A 20,420-nucleotide genomic window follows, 5' to 3' on the forward strand; every position below is an offset into this window, starting at 1 on the left:
CTCCGGCCTGCACGAAGCCCACCGAAGTCATCAGATTCGAACAGGATACATACCTCCGTCTGAGGGGGCGGGGCCCGCCGCCCGGGGCGGGGGGACGTGCCGGGGCCGGCCCGGAAGACGGGGCGCCCTCCGGACCGGCCGGGCCGTCAGGAGGTGCCGAGCTGCTGGTCGGCGGTGGTGCCGCAGGCGTACTGGACCGCCTCGGCGCCGTTCGCCGTGGAGGCGCCGTTCACGGTGAGGCACTTGCCGCTGTGCCGGGCGAGCAGGGTGAGGTACCCGTCGGACGAGCGGTGGACCGACCACTGCTGGTTGGCGCCGCCGTTGCAGCCGTACTGGAAGACGACCGCGCCGTCGGCGGTCGACCCGCCGGTGACGTCGAGGCACTTGCCGCTGTGCCGGGCGACGACGCTGACGTGGCCGCCTCCCGCGGGGCGCAGGGACCACTGCTGGTGGGCCGCGCCGCCGCAGGTGTACTGGACGACCCGGGCGCCGTCGGCGGTGGAGGCGCCGCTCACGTCGAGGCACTTGCCGCTGTGGCGCAGGCGCAGGGGCGCCCAGGTGTCAGCGACGACGGGGCGGAGGGTCCAGGACTGGTTGGATCCGGTCGTCGGGCGGTAGACGCCGACGGGTGCGCCGTCGGCGGTGGACTCGCCGCTGACGTCCAGCAGCTTGCCTCCGGCGGCGTTGACGAGGGTGTGGTGACCGTCGCCGGTGGTGGACAGCATCCACTTCTGCTCGGCGGAGGTGCCCGCGTTCACCAGGGTGAGGGAGTCGCCCCGGGCCGCGAGCGCCTTGCCGGTGGCGACGCTCGTGATGCGGTAGGCGGCGGTGTTGCCCCAGTCGGCGGGGTCGAGCTTGGTGAACTTCCACTGCTGGGCGGCGGTGCCGGGGCTGGAGGTGCGCTGGACCAGCGTGCTCTGGCCGTTGGCGGTGGCGACGGCCAGGGCCTTGCCGCTGTGGTCGTTGAGCAGCTGCCGCGCGGCGCCGGTGGGGGCCAGGGTGTCGGCGGTGTTCACGCCCGTCGCGCCGGGCAGGACGAAGGTGGTGACGGAGCCGGGCCCGACGGTGGCGGTGAGCGTCTTCCCGGCGGGGGCCAGGTCGCTCTCGCGCTGGAGGTTCTTGGTGCCGTCGGTGGTGTAGCGCTGCACGGCCCCCGTGCCCACGTTCTGGAACCCGCCGAGGTCCAGGGTGAGCCGCTGGGGCGCGCCGGTGGGGTTGGTGTGGACGACGACCGCGCCCTGGCCGGCCGGCCGCAGGGCGGCGAAGGTGTCGGCGTTGTCGGTGTTGATGACGCGGGCGCCCGGGCGGACGAACTTGGTGTAGTTCGCCATCGCCCAGTACTTCTTGTTCTTGCGGAGGGGTTCGGTGGCGGCGTCGGCCGGGGTGAAGTCGGTCTGGATGAGGCCCCAGTTGGAGTTCTCCCGCTCCGGGGTCATGTTCTCGTAGTCCTCGACCGCCTGCCACAGGACCCAGGCGCGGGGCTCCAGTTCGCGGAAGTCCTCGTTGACGCGCTGGGTGAGGTCGAGGGCGGGGCTCATGTCGGTGAAGCTCTGCCCGACGCCGCCGCCGAGGTCCACCTCGGACATCCACAGCGGAATGGCCGCGCCCTTGGCTATGTCGCGGACGCCGGTACGGCCGCCGGTGCCGTACGTGTGGGTGTTGAGCCGGCCGACCGCGGCCTTGGCCGCCGGGTCGTAGGCGTCCCAGTTGGCGCGGAAGGTGTTCGGGTTGGTCTCGTCCATGCCGGCGATGCGCGTGCTGACGCCGTCGGCGTTCAGCCGGGCCCGCATGGTGGTGAGCATGCGCGCCTGGGAGGCGGGGTCCCAGTGGGAGCCTTCCTGCCGGCCGCCCGCGCCCCAGTAGTCGGTGTTCGGCTCGTTGACGGGGGAAAGGGTGTCGAAGGTGACGCCGGTGGCGTCCTGCACGCGCTTCATGGCGCCCGAGAGGTACGCGGCGAACCGTTCGTACTGGTCGGAGCGGAGGTTGTCCTCCCCGGCGTTCCAGTTGCCCGAGACCAGGCCGCTGCGGGTCATGAAGTAGGGCGCGGAGTTGGAGAAGGCCTCGAAGGTGTCGGCACCGCGCGCCTTGGCGGCGGTGAGCCACCAGCGCTGGTTGGCGTCGGCGTCCGGGTTCCAGTGGGCGGGGTCGTCCGGGTCCCACCAGTCGGGGGACTCGGGGCCCGGGCGGTTCCACCAGCCGGGGACGGCGGCGCCGGCCCGCATGTAGGGGGCGGTCTCGGGGCTGTCGCCGCCGCCGATGTTGTAACGGGCGATGGTGAAGCCGAGGCCGTCCGCGCCGTAGAGGGCGTCCGCGAGCGCGTTGCGCTGGGCGTCCGGCCAGCCGCCGGTCATGTTGGCGAACCAGGTGAGCGCGGTCCCCCAGCCCTCGAACGGCTGCTGCTGGTAGCTGGGGTCGGGGCGGACGGTCACGGCCTGCTCGGCGCTCTCGGCCGCCGCGGAGGCCACGGGCGTGAGCCCGGTCGCGAGAAGCGCGGCCACGGCCGCGGCACCCAGGAGCGCGGCACTGCCGCGCGTGCGGTTCGGGGGACGTACACGGGTGGGGGGCATGGTCGGTCGGTCTCCTTGAGGGCGTCGTGGATCCGAGGGCCGGGATCCGAGATCCGAGATCGTGGATCCGAGATCGTGGATCCGAGATTCAGAAGGTCGGATCCGGGATCGCCGGCGCGGTGCGGCGGACCGAAGGCGCGGCCCGCCGCGGCCGGGGGGCGGTCAGACGGTCGCGCGGAGCCACTTCTGGTTGGTGGCGTTGCTGTTGCAGCTCCACTGGATGAGCGGCGTGCCGTCGTTCGTGGAGGTGTTCGTGACGTCCAGGCACTTGCCGCTCTGCGCGGCGGACAGCTGCACGGTGCCGCCGGAGGCCTTCACCGTCCACTGCTGGGCGGTCGTGCCGTCGCACGCGTACTGGACGATCGCGGCGCCGTCGGCCTTCGACGCGTCCCGCGGGGCGAGGCACTTGCCGCTGTGGCGGGCCACGATCTGCACCCGGCCGTTGCCGGCGGACTTCAGCCAGAACTGCTGGTTGACGCTGCGGGCGCAGCCCCACTGGATGAGGGCGGCGCCGTCGGCGGTGGACCGGTCGGCGACGTCGGCGCACTTGCCGCTGTGCGAGGCGGTCAGCGTCTCCCACGTGCCGAGGCCCTGCACCGTGCCGGCGGCCGTGTCCACGGTGATCTGCGGGAAGTAGTCCATGGTCATGGTGGTGTCGGTGGGGAACTTCAGCGGGAGCCAGACGTACTGGGAGTCCTGGACCATGCCGCCCATGGAGTTGCCCCAGCGGTCGCCCATGTAGAGGTAGGAGGTGCCGGACGTGCCCTGGACCGGGAGGACGTACGCGGTCTGGGAGCCGTAGGCGTTCCCGTCGCCGACGTCCTTGAGGTCCGTCCAGGTGCCGGTGACGCTGGTGGCGGTGGCGTACTTCTGCTGGTTGGGGGACCAGCCCGTGGCGCCGGAGGTGAGCAGGAAGTAGACGCCGTTGCGCTTGAACATCGCGGGCGCCTCCCGCCACTGCCCGGCCCACAGCTTCTGCACCTGGGCGTCGATGCCGGTGTAGTCCGGGGTCAGCCGGTAGACGTGCAGGTCCGCGTTCTCGTTCGCCGCGGAGATCATGTAGCCGGTGCCGTCGGTGTCGACGAACGTGGTGATGTCCCGGGACATGTGGCCCAGCGGGCGGAAGCTGCCGCGCCAGGAGTAGTCGCCGTCGACGGTCGAGGAGACCGCGACCGCGGCCCGGGCCTCGGAGTAGTCGGTGGCGCTGCCCTCCTTGTGCATCCACATCACGAACTGGCCGGTCGCGGCGTTGTGGACGACCTTGGGGCGTTCGATGTTGGCGCCCCGGAGCTCCGGGTCGGTCTCCTGGGTGAGGACGTGGTTGCGGAACTCCCACGTCTTCAGGTCCGTCGAGCGGTAGGCGGAGACGTACCGGAAGCTGTTGTCGGCGTTGCGGTCCTCTCCGAACCAGTAGTAGTACGAGCCCACCTTGAGGACTCCGCCGCCGTGGGCGTGGACGGGGTTGCCCGCCGGGTCGGTGAACCGGGTGGCGTTGGTGACGGTGACGGCCGCGGCGTGGGCCGTGCCGGCGGCGCCCAGCAGGGACAGGAGGACGGCACAGAGCGCGGTGAGCACGGTGGCCGTTCCCGAGGACGTACGTCGCATGATCGCGTACCTCGTGGTCTGGGGGGGGAGGGGTGTCTGACGTGGCGGGCGGGCAGGCGGCGGCGCACCTCCGGTGCCGGGCCTGTGGCTCCGAGGAGGCGCGCTCGCGGGATCGCGGGTCGACCGGAGGCGGCCGGTGGGCCCCGGCGCCGCCGACGGAAGGTGACGCTCCCGTTACGGGGAGATGTCACCTTGCCATGTTCGCGTAAACATGAGCGCTTGGGACGAGAGTTTGGGAGGGGCGACCGGGCCTGTCAAGGATTCGGACGGGATCCGCCGGAGTTCGGCCGACGGGTATGTTTGCGCCAACACGACGAAGGGCCTTCGCATGGGCGGCCCCGGGCGTCCGCGAGGGGAGGTCCAGACGGTGGCGACGGGCAGCGGAACGCGGCCGCCCCGCTCCCGGCTCGCGCGCCGGTGACCCTCCAGGGCGGACGTCGCCGCGGCGGCGGGCGTCTCCTCGCAGCCCGTCCGCCCCATGGCGAACAACCGCCAGAACGTGGACGTCCGCACCCGTGAGAAGGCGCTCTCCGCCGTACAGTCGCTCGGCTACCGCCCCGACACGGCGGCCGGGGCGCGGGTCACCGGCCGTTTCGGCGCGCCGGGCGCGGCCTGTTTCGTCATGGAGCGCACGGCGACGCCCGCACGCCCGGCCCCCTCGCCGACGCCGCCCGCGGGGCCGGCCGCTCCGTGAACTCCCTGGGCGTGCGGACCCGGACCGGGGCCGCCCTGCGGCACGCCTTCCCGTACCTGGTGCCGCGGTCCGTGAAGGGCGTCGTGCCCGTCGGGTCGCGGATGCCCGACGCCCCGTCGCCGCGGCTGCCGCCGCCGATGCCGGTGTCGCCGCCGACGGCGACACCGGGCGCGCGTACCCGAACGTCGACTTCGGCCGGGCCCACGGCCCCCAGAGAGTGGTGAGCCACCTGCCGGGCCTCGGCCACCGGACGGTCCGGCGCCTCGCCGGTCCCGCCGACTCCTTCCCCGCGCGCCGGCGCGCGGGGGCGTGCCGGCGGACCCCGACGACGCGGGCGCGCCCGTCCCGCCGGTCGCGTCGCCCTCAGCCCTCCCGGTCGGCGCCCCGGCCCCGCGGGGCGGGCGGTGCCGTGCTGTCGCGTTCCACGAGGGTGGTGGCCACGAGGCGCACCCCCGTCACGGTCTCGCCCGCCAGTTCGCGCAGGACGGCGTCGACGCACAGGGCGCCGACCTCGGCGAAGTCCTGGTGGACCGTGGTCAGGGGCGGAATGAAGGACGCCGCCTCGGGGATGTCGTCGAAGCCGACGACGCTCACGTCCTCGGGGACGCGCACGCCCCGGTCGTGGAAGGCGCGCAGCACGCCGAGGGCCATCTGGTCGTTGGCCACGAAGACCGCCGTGCAGGACTCCTCGTCGGCGAGCCTCAGGCCGGCCTCGTAACCCGACCCGGGGGCCCAGTCCCCGCGCAGGACGGGGGGCACCGGGCACCCCTCCTCGCGCAGCACCGCCTCCCAGGCCTCGGCGCGCCGGCCCGCGGCGAAGGACTCCTCGGGGCCCGCGACGTGCCAGACCGTGTCGTGGCCGAGGCCGAGCAGGTGGCGCACGGCGGAGCGGGCGCCCTGCCGCTGGTCGGTGTCCACCACCGGGAAGCGGCCCGTGGCGTCCGAGTCCACGACGACCACCTTGACGTGCGGCGGCAGGGTGGGGGCGACGGCGTCGAGGAGGTGCACCTCCATGATCAGCACGACGGCGTCGACCGCCAGCTCGTCGAGGCGGGTGAAGGCGCCCTTGACGTTGTCCTGGGTGGGCGCGTCGAGCGGGATGAGGGTGACCGCGTAGCCGGCGCGGGACGCCGAGCCGGTGACGGCGTCGAGGGTCCTGACGTTGCCGGTGCTGCTGAGGCCGCCGATGATGACGCCGATGGCGCGGAAGTCACCGCGCTTGAGGGCTCGTGCCGCGCTGTTGGGGCGGTAACCCAGCTCCTTCATCGCGTCGAGGACCTTGCGCCGGGTCGTCTCGATGACGGCCGCGTCGCCGTTGGAGACGCGGGAGACCGTCTGCGCGGAGACCCCCGCCCGCTGGGCGACGTCCGCCATGGAGACCCGGCGCGGCCTGCCCCGCGCCCTCCGCCGGCCGTCGCTCTCGGCCGCCGACCGACCGGTCGCCTTCTGCTCAGTCACCCGATTCCCTCTCATTCGCCGTCACTTCGTGCTTGACGGCCCCCACCGGCGATGCCACCATCACCCTACCGATGATTGCGTAAACATTCCTCGTCGGCCAGCCCCTCACAGGGGCGGTTCTCGGCCACAGGGCCTTTTCTCTTCGCATTCCGTCTCCCGACCGTCCGGTCATCGACGCAAGGACCCACCATGACGCTCCTGTCGACGTCAGCACAGGCGGCCCCGCCGCCCCGCCCACGCACCCGTTTCCGGCTCCGCAAGGAAGCCCTGGTGGGGTGGGGGTTCGCCGGCCCGTTCGTCGCGGTCTTCGGCCTGGTGTTCCTCGCGCCGATCGGATACGCCCTCCATCTGAGCCTCTTCCGGGACCGGCTCATCGGCGGGACCTCCTTCGTCGGCATCGAGAACTACGCCGACGCGCTCACCGATCCCCGCTTCTGGGACGGTCTGACGCGCGTCGGTCTCTTCCTCCTCGTCCAGGTGCCGGTCATGCTGGGCATCGCCCTGCTCGTCGCGCTCGCGATCGACAGCGGCCGGCTCTACGGCGCGGACTTCTTCCGGGTCGCCGTCTTCCTGCCGTACGCGGTGCCCGCCGTCGTCGCCAGTCTGATCTGGGGCTTCATGTACGGCACGCAGTTCGGACTGGTCGGCAACGTCAACGACGCCTTCGGGGTCACGCTCCCCGACCCGCTGTCGCCGTCCCTGGTCCTCGCCTCCCTCGGCAACATCGTGACCTGGGAGTTCGTCGGCTACAACATGCTGATCTTCTACTCCGCGCTCAAGGTCGTCCCCCGCTCGCTGTACGAGGCCGCGGCGATCGACGGCGCCGGGGAGTGGCGCGTCGTGCGTTCCGTGAAGCTCCCGGCCATCCGCGGCGCCCTGGTGATCGCCACGATCTTCTCGATCATCGGCAGCTTCCAGCTCTTCAACGAGCCCAGCATCCTCCAGAAGCTCGCCCCCAACGCCATCACCAGCGACTTCACCCCGAACCTCTACACCTACTCGCTGTCCTTCGCCGGACAGCAGCACAACTACGCGGCGACCGTCGCGATCGTGATGGGCGTGATCACCGCGGTCATCGCGTACACGGTCCAGCTGCGCGGCATGCGGAAGGGCTGAGCCGATGACCACCACCTTCACCAGCGCCGCGACCGGCGGCCCCTCCGGCGCCCCGCAGCCGGCCGCCGCCGGGTCCCCCACCCGGGCCTCCTCCGGGGCCGCCGCGCCGAAGCGCCGCCGACGACCCCCGCACACCCCGCTCAACCCCCGCCCCAGCGTCCCGCTGACCCTCGTCACCGGGCTGGTCCTCGTCTACACCCTGCTGCCGCTGGCCTGGCTGCTGATCAACGCGACGAAGGACCAGAGGGGCCTGCTGGACTCCTTCGGCCTCTGGTTCGCCGACGACGTGAACCTGTGGGACAACGTCACCCGCACCCTCGCGTACGACGACGGGGTCTTCGTCCGCTGGCTGCTGAACACCCTGCTGTACGTCGTCGCCGGCGCGGGCGGCGCCACGGTCCTCGCCGTCCTGGGCGGGTACGCGCTGGCCAAGTACCAGTTCCCCGGCCGCAGGGCGATCTTCGCGGTCGTCATCGGCGCCGTCGCCGTGCCCGGCACCGCCCTCGCCGTCCCCACCTTCCTCATGTTCAGCGGAATGGGCCTGACGAACACCCCGTGGGCCGTGATCATCCCGTCGCTGATCTCGCCCTTCGGCCTCTACCTGATGTGGGTCTTCGCCGCCGAGGCCGTCCCCACCGAACTCCTGGAGGCCGCGCGCATCGACGGCTCCGGCGAACTGCGCACCTTCTTCACGATCGCCATGCCGCTGCTCGCACCGGGCACCGTCACCGTCCTGCTGTTCTCGATGGTGGCGACCTGGAACAACTACTTCCTGCCGCTGATCATGATCAAGGACCCCGACTGGTACCCGCTGACGCTCGGCCTCAACGCCTGGAACGCCCAGGCCCAGACCGCCGGCGGCGAGGCCGTCTTCGACCTGATCATCACCGGCTCCCTGCTGACGATCGTGCCGATCGTGGCGGTCTTCCTGCTGCTCCAGCGGTTCTGGCGGTCCGGCCTCGCCGCGGGCAGCGTCAAGGAATGACCGTCCCCTCCGACCCAGCCGTCCCGACGCACCGCCCCCTTTCCGGAACTCCCCACTCACCCGCACCCGCACCCGCACCCGCACCCAGGAGCACCTCCCATGCCTACGCACACCACCCGCAGACTGCTCGGCGCGCTCGCCGCACTCACCACCCTCACGCTGACCGCCACGGCCTGCGGCTCCGGCGACTCCGACACGGGGGCCGGCGACACCGGTCCGAAGGACGTCGCCGCCGCGCTGGAGAAGGGCGGCAAGGTGACCGTCTGGGCCTGGGAACCCACCCTGAAGAAGGTCGTGGAGGACTTCGAGAAGAAGTACCCCAAGGTCGACGTCGAACTCGTCAACGCCGGCACCGGCGACAAGCAGTACACCGCCCTGCAGAACGCCATCGCCGCCGGCTCCGGCGCCCCCGACGTCGCCCAGGTCGAGTACTACGCCCTCGGCCAGTTCACCACCGCCAAGACCGTCGAGGACCTCTCCCCCTACGGCGCCCGGAAGTACGCCAAGAGCTTCACCCCCGGCCCCTGGAACGCCGTCCGGCAGGACGACGGCATCCACGCCCTGCCCATGGACTCGGGCCCCATGGCGTTCTTCTACAACAAGAAGGTCTTCGACAAGCACGGCATCGAGGTCCCCACCACCTGGGACGAGTACGTCGAGGCCGCCCGCGCCCTGCACAAGGCCGACCCGAAGGTCTTCATCACCAACGACACCGGCGACGCCGGCGCCACCACCAGCCTCATCTGGCAGGCCGGCGGGCGCCCCTACCACTCCCGCGGCACCTCCATCGACGTGAACTTCGACGACGAGGGCACCCGGAAGTACACCGCCACCTGGCAGAAGCTCCTCGACGACAAGCTCGTCGCACCCGTCTCCTCCTGGAGCGACGCCTGGTACAAGGGACTCGCCGACGGAACCATCGCCACCCTCTCCATCGGCGCCTGGATGCCCGCCAACTTCACCTCCGGCGTCGCCTCCGCCTCCGGCGACTGGCGCGTCGCCCCCCTCCCCCAGTGGACCAAGGGCGACAAGAGCAGCGCCGAGAACGGCGGCAGCTCCCTCGCCGTGCCCAAGGCCGCCAAGAACAAGGAACTCGCTTACGCCTTCACCGAGTTCGCCACCACCGGCACCGGGGCCACCACCCGCGTCGCCGCCGGAGCCTTCCCCGCCACCCGCGCCGACCTGGAGTCCACGGCGTTCCTCGACACCGAGTTCCCCTACTTCGGCGGCCAGAAGGCCAACCAGGTCTTCGCCGAATCGGCCCGCAACGTCGGCACGGACTGGTCGTACCTGCCCTACCAGGTCTACGCCAACTCGGTCTTCAACGACACCGTCGGCAAGGCCTACGTCTCCTCCACCAAGCTGGCCGACGGCCTCAAGGCCTGGCAGGACGCCAGCGTCACCTACGGCAACGACCAGGGCTTCACCGTCAACAAGTAGGACTGCGCGCCGCGGGGCGGAGCCGCACCGCGCCTCCGCCCCGCACGCCCGTGGAAGGGAACGACCACACCCCACATGTTTGCGCAACCACCATGAAGCGACGCCCGCCCCGCACCACCCCTCACCTACAGGAGCACCTCAGCGCATGCCCGATCTCCAGATAGACACGGCCGGTTTCCTTCTCGACGGCCAGCCCTTCCGCTTCCTGTCCGGCGGGCTGCACTACTTCCGCGTCCACCCCGACCAGTGGCGGGACCGGCTCCGCAAGGCACGGCTCATGGGGCTCAACACCGTCGAGACCTACGTCCCCTGGAACCTCCACCAGCCGCGCCCCGACCGCTTCGTGCTGGACGGCGGCCTGGACCTCCCCCGTTTCCTCGAACTCGCCGCCGCCGAGGGGCTGTACGTGCTGCTGCGGCCGGGGCCGTACATCTGCGCCGAATGGGAGGGCGGCGGCCTGCCCTCCTGGCTGCTCGCCGAACCGGACATCCGGCTGCGCTCCCGCGACCCCCGCTTCCTGGCGGCGGTGGACGACTTCTTCGACCGGCTGCTCACCCCGCTCCTGCCGCACCTCGCCTCGCGGGGCGGCCCGGTCCTGGCCGTGCAGGTGGAGAACGAGTACGGCGCCTACGGCGACGACACCGCCTACCTGGAACACATCGCCGACTCGCTGCGCCGCTGCGGCGTCGACGTCCCGCTCTTCACCTGCGACCAGCCGGTCGACCTGGAGCGCGGCTCCCTGCCCGGCGTCCTCGCCACCGCCAACTTCGGCAGCCGCTCGGCCCGGCACCTGACCGCCCTGCGCACACAGCGCCCGGAAGGGCCTCTGATGACCACGGAGTTCTGGCTCGGCTGGTTCGACCGCTGGGGCGCCCGCCACGTGGTCCGCGACCCCGACGACGCCGCCCGCGAACTCGACGAGGCCCTCGCCGCCGGCGCCTCCGTCAACCTCTACATGTTCCACGGCGGCACCAACTTCGGCTTCACCAACGGCGCCAACGACAAGCACACCTACCGGCCCACCGTCACCTCCTACGACTACGACGCACCGCTCGACGAGGCCGGTGACCCGACGCCGAAGTACACCGCCTTCCGCGACGTCATCGCCAAGTACGCGCCCGTCCCCCACGGTCCCACCCCCGCACCGGGCGCCAAACTCGCCGTCCCGGCGGTGGCGTTGACGGAGTCCGCCGAGCTGCTGCCGAACGCGTCGGCGCTGGCGCGGCCGGTCGCCTCGCGACGGCCGCTCACCATGGAGGAGCTGGAACAGGACTTCGGCTTCGTCCTCTACGAGACCGTGCTCCCCCTGCGCGGCCCCGCGCTGCTGGAGGTCGAGCACGTCCGCGACCGCGCCCAGGTCTTCGTCGACGGGCAGCCCGTGGGCGTCCTGGAGCGGGAGAACCACGAGCACGCGCTGGCCTTCACTGCGCCCCGGGCCGGCAGCGTGCTGTCGATCCTGGTGGAGAACCAGGGCCGGGTGAACTACGGCCAGGGCATCCACGACCGCAAGGGCCTGCTCGGCGCGGTCCTCGTCGACGGCGTCGAGCCCACGGCCTGGACGAACCGGCCGCTCCCGCTCACCACTCCGGGGGACGCCCCCTTCTCGGCCACCACGACCACCCCCGTGGGCCCCGCCCTCCACCGGGGCGCCTTCGAGGTCGCCGAGCCGGCCGACACCTTCCTGCACCTCGACGGCTGGACCAAGGGCAACGCCTGGGTCAACGGCTTCCCGCTCGGCCGCTACTGGTCCCGCGGACCCCAGAAGTCGCTGTACGTCCCCGCTCCGGTCCTGCGCGCCGGCACGAACGAACTCGTCGTCCTGGAGCTCCACGCCGGACCCCGGGCCCGCACCGTCGACTTCCGCGCGACGCCCGACCTCGGCCCCACCGAGGAGTAGGCGGCCCCCACACCACCGGCCCGGACGCGTCCCCCGTGCGTCCGGGCCGGTCCGCACTCCGGGGAAGCGGTGGTCGCCAGGGGCCCCGGGCCGGTTCGACACGGACGGCGATCAGGTCCCGGGCGAACAGTCCCGCGCCCAGGAACCCGGCGGCATCACCGAGGGACGCGGACACGTCCGGCACCCGGCACAACAGCCGCACTGCCCACAGGTCACGAAACTCGGAGGTGAACCGGCCCCCTCTTCGTTCGTACCGGACGGTGAGGCGGCGGTAGCCGAAAGAGCGACTGCGCGATCCTCCGCCGCACCGGACGAACCTATCGCCGGACTCGATACCGGGGCGGGCCATCGGTGCGACGAGGTTCCGGCTGCGGAGCCGACGGGGGTGCCCAGCGGAGCAGTACGCCTTCTCCACACGGATCTTCACCTTATGGGTTCCCTGTCAGACCGCCGCACGCCCGGGCCCATCCATGGACAAGCAAGATCATGTAAGGGCCGTCCATCAACTGCGATCGAACCGGTTCCTCCTTATCCAAGGCCCTTTCTGCCGTCAGCGCGTCAGGCCACCGGAAAGTCCACTCTCTCTTTCCCTTGGGTACAGGAATGACAAAACCTTTCCCCTTGGGGTTGTACACACGGATCTCCATCGCCTCTCCCCTGGGCTCGGATTGGGCACTTTTCACCGAGATATTCGCGAGAGAAATCTGCCCACCTCGAAGCTCTAGCGGATGCACATAAATTTCATACTCCCCAGAATTTTTCACGGCCATCCCTTCCTCGGGATTCAAGGCCCCATCGAGAACACACTCGTCCCGAAAGTCACTAAACGTCAGAAAGTTGTACTTGTACTTCTCGTAACCCGAGACGAGGGCATTTTCTTCGGGGTCATAATCCGGAGGCAGGCCATCCGGCACGGAAGTCGGGGAGGGGGAATGGGTGAGCCGGTCAGGAATGGGCGCGGTGGTGGTGGAGGGAGTTCCGCGGTCGGGACCGTAGCCAGGGAAAATCCAGGGGCCGACAAGCGCTCCGGTGAACAGTAGGGCCGCAGCCGAGGCTGCGAGAGCAAGCCGTCCCGGGGCGCGCTCCCGGGTGGCCGGGGCCTCGGCCACGGAGCGGGCCCCGACCGGGCGGGGAGGCGTTCGCCCGGGGCCGCCTCCGCCCCTCCTGTGCCCATAGGAGCGCAGGGAAGTCAATTGCGCGAGGATCACATTAACGGGTGGGCGGTCTTGTGGATCCTTGGCCATGCAGGCGGAAATTAAGTCCCGCAGTTCTTCGGGGACGTCCGCGAGTTCCGGTTCCTCGTGGACCACATGGTATTGAGCAGTAAGAGGGGTAGCGCCCCGGAAGGCGTGGCCGCCCGAGGAAGCGAAGGTCAGGACGGCGCCGAGGGCGAAGATGTCCGAGGCCGGGCTGACCGGATTCCCCTGAACCTGTTCAGGGGAAAAATATCCTGGCGTGCCCAGCACCACGCCGGTGTGCGTGGCATGACTGAAGTCCGTGGCATAGGCGAGCCCGAAGTCGATTACCTTGGGGCCCTTCTCGGTGAGCAGGATGTTTCCAGGCTTGAGGTCTCGATGCACCAGGCCCGCCCGGTGGATCGAGGCCAAACCGAAGGCAAGCCCGAGGGCAAGTTCCACAACGTCCGCCAGCCCCAGCGGGCCTCGGCTCAAGACGTGGTCGCGCAGAGACAGGCCCTCGACGTACTCCGTGGCGATCCACGGCTCAGGGGCCTGTGTGTCGAAGCTGATCACGCGGACCGTATACGGGCTCCTCACGGAGCTGGCCGCGGTCGCCTCCCGCTCGAACCGGCGCCGGAAGCCCTCCTCTTGTGCGTGGTCACGCCGGATCATCTTGACTGCGACCTGACCATCCCGGCCCTCCCTCTCGGCCAGGTAGACCGTCCCCATTCCGCCGCTACCCAGCCGTGCGACGATCCGGAACGAACCGACCTTCCGCGGATCATCCTCCCGCAGGTCCCGCACGCGAGCACCCCTTCCTTTGAACTCCATGATCACCGAGGGCAGACAGTAGCCCTTCCATCCCGCCACCCTTCACGTTTTCCAGGCGAACCCGGTTTCACCGAGTCCCTTTCACGGGAGAAATCCATCTCCTGGGGGTGTGGTACGGGGCTGTGTCATGAGGGTTGATCCGTCGCGTCGGCTGGTTCCGGTGGAACTGCGGGATCGGGTGGCTCCGTTGATGCGGGGGTCACGTCTCGTCCGCAGGGTAGGGCTGCTCCGGTGGTTCCGGGTGTTCCTGCCGTCCGCTCCCTGTACAGGGCATGCAGGAGTCCCGCTCCCGGCGCGTCGGGTTCCTCCGTCCGGGCGGGCATCCCGGGAGCGCCCGTGGCACGCGCGCTCCCGGTCCGCGGCCCCGCCGGTGCGTCAGGAGGTCAGGAGGTGAGCGTGACCTGGTCGATCGTCCAGAAGGCGCTGTTGGTGCCCGTGTAGCGGAAGGACAGCCGGGCGGTGGTGGCGCCGGCCGGGACGGCGACGGTGAGCCGCTCGAAGGCGTTGCGGTCCGCGCGGTAGGACCGCAGGAGCTGCCGGGGGCCGCCGTCGAAGGAGATGTACACGTCTCCGGTCTGGGGGCCGTCCACCTTGTAGTTCGTCGCGTACGAGACGGTCGCCGACGTGCCGCCGGTCACGGCGAGGGCCGGGCCGACGAGGGTGGAGTCGAACTGCCCGGCGCCGTGGGCCTTGTCGTCCCACTCGTCGGAATCGGCCACGGCGAAGACGTCGCGCGCCCGGACGTTGGTCTCGCGGCTCTGGCCGAGGGCCGCGTTGGTCCAGAACTCGTCGGTCGCGAAGGACCAGCCGCGCCACTCGGTCACGCCACCGGTGGGCATGGCGGAGTTGTCGACGGTCCAGCCGCCGGGCGCGGTGGTCGTCCAGCCCTTGAGGGTGGAGGGCAGGCCGAGTTCGTCGACCCGGGTCCTCAGGGAGGGGCGGAGGGCGTCGAAGGCGTCGGGCGCGAGGGTGCCGATCGCCCTGCCGTCGAGCTGCCACGCCGGGTCGGGGACGATCCCGAAGTGGGAGAGGACGGTCGGGGCGACGTCGGTGACCTTGACGTCGTGGCGGACCGAGCCCGGGGCGAAGCCGGCGCCCTTGGCGATGACGAAGGTCTGGCGCTCGCCGGGGGTGTTCCCGCCGTGGCCTCCGGTGGGCTTGTGGCCGTGGTCGGCGGTCACGAGGATCTGCCAGTCCTCGTCGGCGTACGTCGGCCGGGAGGTGACGGCGTCGAGGATCCGCCCGATCTCGGTGTCGGCGGTTTCGAGGGCGTTCAGGTACGCCTGGGACCCGGTGCCCGAGGCGTGGCCGGCGGCGTCGACGTCGTCGAGGTGGACGAAGGCGGCGTCCGCGTCGGTGGTGCTGAGCCGGGAGACGGCCGTCGCCGTGGTGTCGGCGTCGCCGACGCCCCCGAGGCGGGCGTCGACGGCGGGACCGAAGACGGTGGTGGGGATCGGGCCCCAGGTGCCGACCACCAGGGTGTCGAGCGTGGGGTCGGCGCTCTCCAGGCGGGTGGCGTAGTCGGGGTAGAGGTCGTAGCGGGCGCCGGTGAAGGCGTTGTCGACGACCTTGTGCTTGTCGGGCCAGACGCCGGTGGCGATGGTCGACCAGCCCGGGCCTGACGAGGTGGGGGCCATCGGGTTCGCGTAGAGGTTGCCGGTGGCCGTCATGCCGGCCGCCATGAGGCCCTTGACCCGCGGCATCTTCGCCTTGTCGAAGGTGGCGAAGGTCGCGCCGTCGACGCCGATCACCAGCGACTTGGGACGCTTGACGGCCGCCGTGGCGGCGGACGGCGCGGCGTCGGCGCCCGCGGCGTGGGCGGAGACGGCGAGCGGGAGCAGGACTGCCGCGACGGTGCCCACGAGGGCGGCGCGAGCGGAGGGGGACAGGTGCACGAGTTCTCCTCGGAGAGGACCTGTGGGACGGTGCACGGCCTTCACGGCCGGGCGCTGACGAGCCTGGGTCCGGCCGAGGAGCAACGGCTTTACTCGGAACTCATCGCAGATGAACAGCCGACGACTCTTGGTTCAGACCCGTTATCTTTTTGCGATTTTCGAATGCCGGCGCCTCCCCGCTTCCGGGCCCGGGAAATCGACGTGGCCCGCAACCCTCCACGAGGCCCGCTCCCCCGGCGCGTACGGGGGAGCGGGCCTCGTCCGGGTGCGTGGTCAGTGCGGGAGTCCGACGGCGCGTTCGCCGTTGCGGCGCTGCTGGATGACGACGGCGGCCACGAGCAGGGCGCCCTGGGCGACGTTCTGCCAGAAGGTGTTGATGCCCTGGACGGTGAGGCCGTTCTCCAGGGCTCCCAGCAGGGCGACGGCGAGCAGGGTGCCGCCGACGCCGCCCTTGCCGCCCTTGAGCGCGCAGCCGCCGAGCGCGGCGGCGGTGATGGCCTTGAGTTCGAGGCCCTCGCTGCCGGAGACGGGCTGGCCGGAGCCGGTGCGGGCGGTGAGGAGGATGCCGGCGATCGCGGCGACCATGCCGATGAGGGCGTAGACGGCGACGAGGTACTTGTTGATGTCGATGCCGGCGAGGCGGGCCGCGGTGTCGTTGCCGCCGATGGCGTAGAGGTTGCGGCCGATGTCGGTGTAGGTGAGCAGGACGTGCACGGCGACGGCGGTGACGACGAGGATCCAGACCATCACGGGCAGGCCGGCGATCTTGCCGCGGCCGAGGAAGACGAAGAGGTCGTCGTCGAGGACGTAGCCCTGGGCGCGGCCGTCGGACAGGAGCTGGGCGAGGCCCTTGTAGGCGGCGAGTCCGGCCAGGGTGGCGATGGTGGGGTTGACCCGTCCGTGGACGATGACGACGCCGTTCAGGACGCCGATGGCGAGGCCGGCCGCGACGGCCGCGACCATGCCCGTCAGGGATCCGGAGCCGGTGGCGGTGAAGACCATGGCGCTGACGACGGAGGCGACGCCGACCTGGGAGCCGACGGAGATGTCCAGACCGCCGCAGATGATGACGACGGTCTGGACGACGGCGAGGAGGCCGGTGAGAGTGGCCGCCTCGGCGACGACCTGCATGTTGGACAGGCTGAGGTAGTTGTCGTCGAGGACGCCGAAGAGGGCGAGCACGACGACGAGGGCGCCGATGAGGCTGAGGTTCTGGCCGCCGAGGGCCGCCAGCGGTGAACGCCTGCGGGCCGGCGCCGGGGCCCTGCCGGACTCGGGCGGGGAGGTGGTGGCGGTGGTCATCGGGGGCCTCCAGGGGCGGAGTCGGTACGGGGCCGGGCGGCGGCCGGGACGGTGGCGGCTTCCAGGGGGACGAGGTCGTCGGCCATGGCGAGGTGGAGGATCGACTCCTCGGTCGCCTCGGCGCGGCCGAGTTCGCCGGTGACGCGGCCGTTCTGCATCACCACGACGCGGTCGGCGAGTCCGAGCACCTCGGGCAGTTCGGAGGAGATCACCAGGAGGGCGACGCCGTCCCGCGCGAGGTCGGCGATGATCCGGTAGATCTCCGCCTTCGCCCCGATGTCGATGCCGCGCGTCGGCTCGTCGAGGATCAGCACCTTCGGCCGGCGCAGCAGCCAGCGGGCGAGGACGACCTTCTGCTGGTTGCCGCCGGACAGCTTGCGCACCTCGTGCTCGATGGAGGGGGTGCGCACCCTGAGCCGGTCGGAGAAGTCCTGGGCGACGGCCTTCTCCCGGCCGCTGCGGACGAAGCGCAGCCGGCGCAGCCGCTCCAGGCTGACCAGGGAGGTGTTGTCGCGGACGGAGCGCCGGAGGAAGAGGGCCTGGGCCTTGCGCTCCTCCGGGGCCAGGCCGATGCCGGCCCGGATGGCGTCCTTCGGGCTGCGCAGCCGCAGGGGTTCGCCGTTCAGGGCGATCCGCCCGGAACGCAGGGGGCGGTCGCCGGCCAGCGCGAGGCCGAGTTCGGACCGCCCTGCGCCCATCAGCCCGGCGAGGGCGACGACTTCCCCGGCCCTGATGCGCAGGCTGACGTCGGTGACGTCGTCGGTGGTGACGCCCTCCAGTTCCAGGACGACCTCGTCCCGGGCGACGTCCTGCCGCACGAACAGGAAGGAGAGGTCACGGCCGACCATCATCCGCACGACCTCGCTCTCGGTGGTGTGCGCGGCGTCGAGGACGCCGGCGGACACACCGTCACGGAGCACGGCGATCCGGTCGGCGAGCCGGAAGATCTCCTTCATGCGGTGGGAGACGTAGATGATCGCGATGCCCCGGGCGCGCAGCCGGTCGATCAGGGCGAACAGCGCCTCGGCCTCGTTCTCCGCGAGCGAGGAGGTCGGCTCGTCGAAGGCGATGACCTTGGCCTCGCCGGTGAGGGCGCGCAGGATCTCCACCAACTGGCGCTGTGCTGCCGTCAGTTCGGAACCGAGCCGGTCGGGGTCGATGACCTTCTCGAAGCCGAGCCGCGCCAGGTCGTCGGTGATGCTGCGGCGCAGTGCGGCGCGGTCGAGGCGTCGGCCGGCCGTGCGGGGAAGGGATCCGGCGTAGACGTTCTCCGCCACGGAGACGTGCGGGATGATCTCCGGCTCCTGCGGGATGATGCGGATTCCGGCCCTGCGCGCGTCCTGGGGCGCGGCGAACGAGACCGGCGCGCCGTCGAGGAGGACGCGGCCTTCGGTGGGCCGGTGATCGCCGGTGAGGATCTTCAGCAGGGTGGACTTGCCCGCGCCGTTCTCGCCCATGAGGGCGGTGACCTGCCCGGGCGGGAAGGTCAGGGTGACGCCGCCCAGGGCCTGTACGGCGCCGAAGCGCTTGGTGATGTTCTCGACGGCGACCCCGGCGCCTGGGGTCGCCTGCGTGGGGGGTCGGGTGCCGGGTGTGGTCATGGTGGCCTCACGGGCTGGAGGGACGGGGACGGGGGCGGGCCGACGGGGTGCCGGGCGGCGGGGACGGGACGGCGGAGTGCCGGACGGCGGGGACGGGCCGGTACGGCAGGACGGGCCGGTACGGCGAGCGGGCCGGTACGGCAGGAGGGCCGGTACGGCGAGCGGGCCGGTACGGCAGGAGGGCCGGTACGGCGAGCGGGGCGGCCGCCGCACCGGCGTCGGGGGCCGCGGCTCAGCCGCAGGTGACTCCGGCGGACTTCCAGGTGGAGGCGTCGACCATCGTGGTCGGGGCGAAGGCCTCCTCGGGGAAGGCCTTGCCGTTCTTGAGCTTGTCGTACATCGTCTGCACGGCCAGGGCGCCGACGTCCTCGCCGTTGATGAAGAGCGCGGCCTTCATGCCGGACGGCTTGCCCGAGCCCCAGTTCTTGCAGGCCAGGTAGGCGCCGAGGCCCACGCCGATGACGTCGTCGGCCTCGAAGCCGGCGTTCTCCAGCGCGGTCACCCCGCCCTGGACGTTCTCGTCGTTGCAGCCCCAGACCACCCAGTGCCTGACGTCCGGGTTGGCGGTGATCGTGGCCGCGATCTTGTCCTGGGCGCCGGTGGGGCTGTTGTCGGTGGGGACGTCGATGTTCCGCACCTCGGCTCCGGCACCGGCGGCGAAGGCCTCCTCGGCCGCCTTGACGCGGTCGGTGCAGACGGTCACGTCCTGCTTCCAGGCGGAGATGGTGCGGGTCTCCTCGGGCTTCCAGCCGGCCTTCCTGAACTCCGCTGCGGCCCGCTTGCCGACCTCGCCACCCATCTGGGCACCACTGAAGCCGACGCGGGGCACCAGCGCGTCGGCGGGACAGGAGGAGGGGTCCGGGCCGGTGGTGCAGATCTGGTCGTCGGAGGTGAGCAGGGCGACCTTGGCGTCCTTGGCGAGCCGGGCGACCTGGGGGCCGACCGCCGGGTCGGGGACGACGACGATCAGGCCGTCGCTCTTCTGCGAGATCGCCGACTGGGCCTCGCTGACGGTCTTGTTGGCGTCGGTGCCGAGATTGACGACCTTCAGGTCGATGCCGAGTTCGTCCGCCTTGGCCTTGGCGCCGGCCGCCTCGCCGACGAAGTACTCCTGGTCGCCCTGCTTCTGGAGGTAGGTCAGGGAGATCTTGCCGTCGACCCGGGCGACGTCCGCGTCCCCCGAACCCGCCGCCTGCTGCCCGCTGGAGCAGGCGGTCAGCGCGAGAACGGAGGCCAGGCCCAGGACGACTGCCGTCATCGGCCGCCGGTGGTGTTCAGTGAACATGTCATTCCCCTTGCTCGGACATGCCGCACACGGCCAACCGGTGAGGCACGGATCCAGGTGGACTCGCGGAGGGTCGCGGCGAGGCAGGGGAACGGGATTCCGGACCTGGCCGACGACGGTGCGAGAGCGGACGACCGGGCGCCTCCGGGGAGTTCGAAGGCGCCGCAGTCATTCGTTAACCAACGTGATGCACCACAGAAAATCGCTGTTTCGATCAAAAGTCAACAGGCTTCGTCACGGCTCGGGGATCGACACGTCGCCGCCATCGGGCCGCATGGAGTTCTCAAGTGCAGCAATCGCTTGCTATGCGCCACCACGACCCGGCCGCACATCGAGATGTTGAAATTTGTTGGACTCGCACGGTCGACCCGAAGAGCCCGCGGACCCCCTTCCCGCCCGCAGGCGGACTGCACGAGACGGCCGACCGCGTCGCGCGACAGGCCGGGCGGAAGGGCTCGGGGCGGCACCCGGGGGCAAACCGCGGGTGGGCCGGGGAGGGCCGGGGGGGGGGCCCCAAAAGCGGCGAGAAGCCGCGCCCCGGGGGGGGTTTAATCCCAGGGGCGCCG

The 20,420-nt window shown here is 71.3% G+C and carries 12 protein-coding genes and 1 pseudogene; 5 read left to right on the top strand and 8 right to left on the bottom strand.

The features are described 5' to 3' along the window. Positions 1–146: 146 nt before the first annotated feature. Both ACFW6A_RS21290 and ACFW6A_RS21295 read right to left on the bottom strand, forming a co-directional pair. Complete coding sequence (locus ACFW6A_RS21290) at positions 147–2,567, bottom strand: RICIN domain-containing protein (RefSeq protein ID WP_351853752.1); 2,421 nt, start codon at positions 2,565–2,567, stop codon at positions 147–149. Between the two features lie 162 nt (positions 2,568–2,729). Continuing rightward, complete coding sequence (locus ACFW6A_RS21295; protein WP_351853749.1) at positions 2,730–4,172, bottom strand: RICIN domain-containing protein; 1,443 nt, start codon at positions 4,170–4,172, stop codon at positions 2,730–2,732. A 445-nt stretch (positions 4,173–4,617) separates the two neighbouring features. Between ACFW6A_RS21295 and ACFW6A_RS21300 the strand changes: the two are divergent. Further along, positions 4,618–4,866 (top strand): annotated as a pseudogene (locus ACFW6A_RS21300) (hypothetical protein); the annotation flags it as partial. Positions 4,867–5,229: 363 nt separating this feature from the next. Here ACFW6A_RS21300 and ACFW6A_RS21305 read toward each other — a convergent pair. Further along, positions 5,230–6,240: a LacI family DNA-binding transcriptional regulator gene (locus tag ACFW6A_RS21305; protein WP_386484731.1), complete on the bottom strand. Its 1,011-nt coding sequence runs from the start codon at positions 6,238–6,240 to the stop codon at positions 5,230–5,232. Between the two features lie 273 nt (positions 6,241–6,513). Between ACFW6A_RS21305 and ACFW6A_RS21310 the strand changes: the two genes are divergently transcribed. The 4 genes from ACFW6A_RS21310 to ACFW6A_RS21325 all read left to right on the top strand — a co-directional run bounded on the left by ACFW6A_RS21310 (position 6,514) and on the right by ACFW6A_RS21325 (position 11,762). After that, positions 6,514–7,440 carry a sugar ABC transporter permease gene (locus ACFW6A_RS21310; RefSeq protein ID WP_351853747.1) on the top strand — a complete coding sequence of 309 codons (927 nt, stop codon included), beginning with the start codon at positions 6,514–6,516 and terminating at the stop codon, positions 7,438–7,440. A gap of 4 nt (positions 7,441–7,444) precedes the next feature. Continuing rightward, positions 7,445–8,425 (top strand): carbohydrate ABC transporter permease, encoded by a 981-nt coding sequence (locus tag ACFW6A_RS21315; RefSeq protein ID WP_351853744.1) that lies wholly within the window; start codon positions 7,445–7,447, stop codon positions 8,423–8,425. Between the two features lie 99 nt (positions 8,426–8,524). Beyond that, entirely contained in the window at positions 8,525–9,865 is a 1,341-nt protein-coding gene (locus ACFW6A_RS21320) for a sugar ABC transporter substrate-binding protein (RefSeq protein ID WP_351853742.1), read from the top strand. 145 nt (positions 9,866–10,010) lie between these two features. After that, a complete protein-coding gene (locus ACFW6A_RS21325; RefSeq protein ID WP_351853740.1) occupies positions 10,011–11,762 on the top strand; it encodes a beta-galactosidase family protein in 1,752 nt (583 codons plus the stop codon). 428 nt (positions 11,763–12,190) lie between these two features. Here ACFW6A_RS21325 and ACFW6A_RS21330 read toward each other — a convergent pair whose 3' ends face one another. The 5 genes from ACFW6A_RS21330 to ACFW6A_RS21350 form a co-directional block, all read right to left on the bottom strand. Next, positions 12,191–13,771, bottom strand: coding sequence for a serine/threonine-protein kinase (locus tag ACFW6A_RS21330; protein ID WP_351853762.1), 1,581 nt, complete (start codon positions 13,769–13,771; stop codon positions 12,191–12,193). 383 nt (positions 13,772–14,154) lie between these two features. Beyond that, the gene (locus tag ACFW6A_RS21335; protein ID WP_351853738.1) at positions 14,155–15,666 is read right to left on the bottom strand and encodes an alkaline phosphatase family protein; all 1,512 of its coding nucleotides are present in this window, start codon (positions 15,664–15,666) and stop codon (positions 14,155–14,157) included. Between the two features lie 273 nt (positions 15,667–15,939). Then, positions 15,940–16,968, bottom strand: coding sequence for an ABC transporter permease (locus ACFW6A_RS21340; protein ID WP_386642016.1), 1,029 nt, complete (start codon positions 16,966–16,968; stop codon positions 15,940–15,942). Continuing rightward, a complete protein-coding gene (locus tag ACFW6A_RS21345) occupies positions 16,965–18,569 on the bottom strand; it encodes a sugar ABC transporter ATP-binding protein (RefSeq protein ID WP_386642019.1) in 1,605 nt (534 codons plus the stop codon). Before ACFW6A_RS21345 ends, ACFW6A_RS21340 begins: the two co-directional genes overlap by 4 nt. 232 nt (positions 18,570–18,801) lie before the next feature. Beyond that, positions 18,802–19,854: a substrate-binding domain-containing protein gene (locus tag ACFW6A_RS21350; RefSeq protein ID WP_351853728.1), complete on the bottom strand. Its 1,053-nt coding sequence runs from the start codon at positions 19,852–19,854 to the stop codon at positions 18,802–18,804. Positions 19,855–20,420: the final 566 nt, after the last annotated feature.

The sequence above is a fragment of the Streptomyces sp. NPDC058758 genome, from assembly GCF_042746075.1.
Lineage (GTDB): Bacteria > Actinomycetota > Actinomycetes > Streptomycetales > Streptomycetaceae > Streptomyces.

Bases quoted from the DNA above. Each gene is read 5' to 3' on its own strand.
- ACFW6A_RS21290 (WP_351853752.1), bottom strand. From the start codon at position 2,567: ATGCCCCCCACCCGTGTACGTCCCCCGAACCGCACGCGCGGCAGTGCC.
- ACFW6A_RS21295 (WP_351853749.1), bottom strand. From the start codon at position 4,172: ATGCGACGTACGTCCTCGGGAACGGCCACCGTGCTCACCGCGCTCTGT.
- ACFW6A_RS21305 (WP_386484731.1), bottom strand. From the start codon at position 6,240: ATGGCGGACGTCGCCCAGCGGGCGGGGGTCTCCGCGCAGACGGTCTCC.
- ACFW6A_RS21310 (WP_351853747.1), top strand. From the start codon at position 6,514: ATGACGCTCCTGTCGACGTCAGCACAGGCGGCCCCGCCGCCCCGCCCA.
- ACFW6A_RS21315 (WP_351853744.1), top strand. From the start codon at position 7,445: ATGACCACCACCTTCACCAGCGCCGCGACCGGCGGCCCCTCCGGCGCC.
- ACFW6A_RS21320 (WP_351853742.1), top strand. From the start codon at position 8,525: ATGCCTACGCACACCACCCGCAGACTGCTCGGCGCGCTCGCCGCACTC.
- ACFW6A_RS21325 (WP_351853740.1), top strand. From the start codon at position 10,011: ATGCCCGATCTCCAGATAGACACGGCCGGTTTCCTTCTCGACGGCCAG.
- ACFW6A_RS21330 (WP_351853762.1), bottom strand. From the start codon at position 13,771: ATGGAGTTCAAAGGAAGGGGTGCTCGCGTGCGGGACCTGCGGGAGGAT.
- ACFW6A_RS21340 (WP_386642016.1), bottom strand. From the start codon at position 16,968: ATGACCACCGCCACCACCTCCCCGCCCGAGTCCGGCAGGGCCCCGGCG.
- ACFW6A_RS21345 (WP_386642019.1), bottom strand. From the start codon at position 18,569: ATGACCACACCCGGCACCCGACCCCCCACGCAGGCGACCCCAGGCGCC.
- ACFW6A_RS21350 (WP_351853728.1), bottom strand. From the start codon at position 19,854: ATGTTCACTGAACACCACCGGCGGCCGATGACGGCAGTCGTCCTGGGC.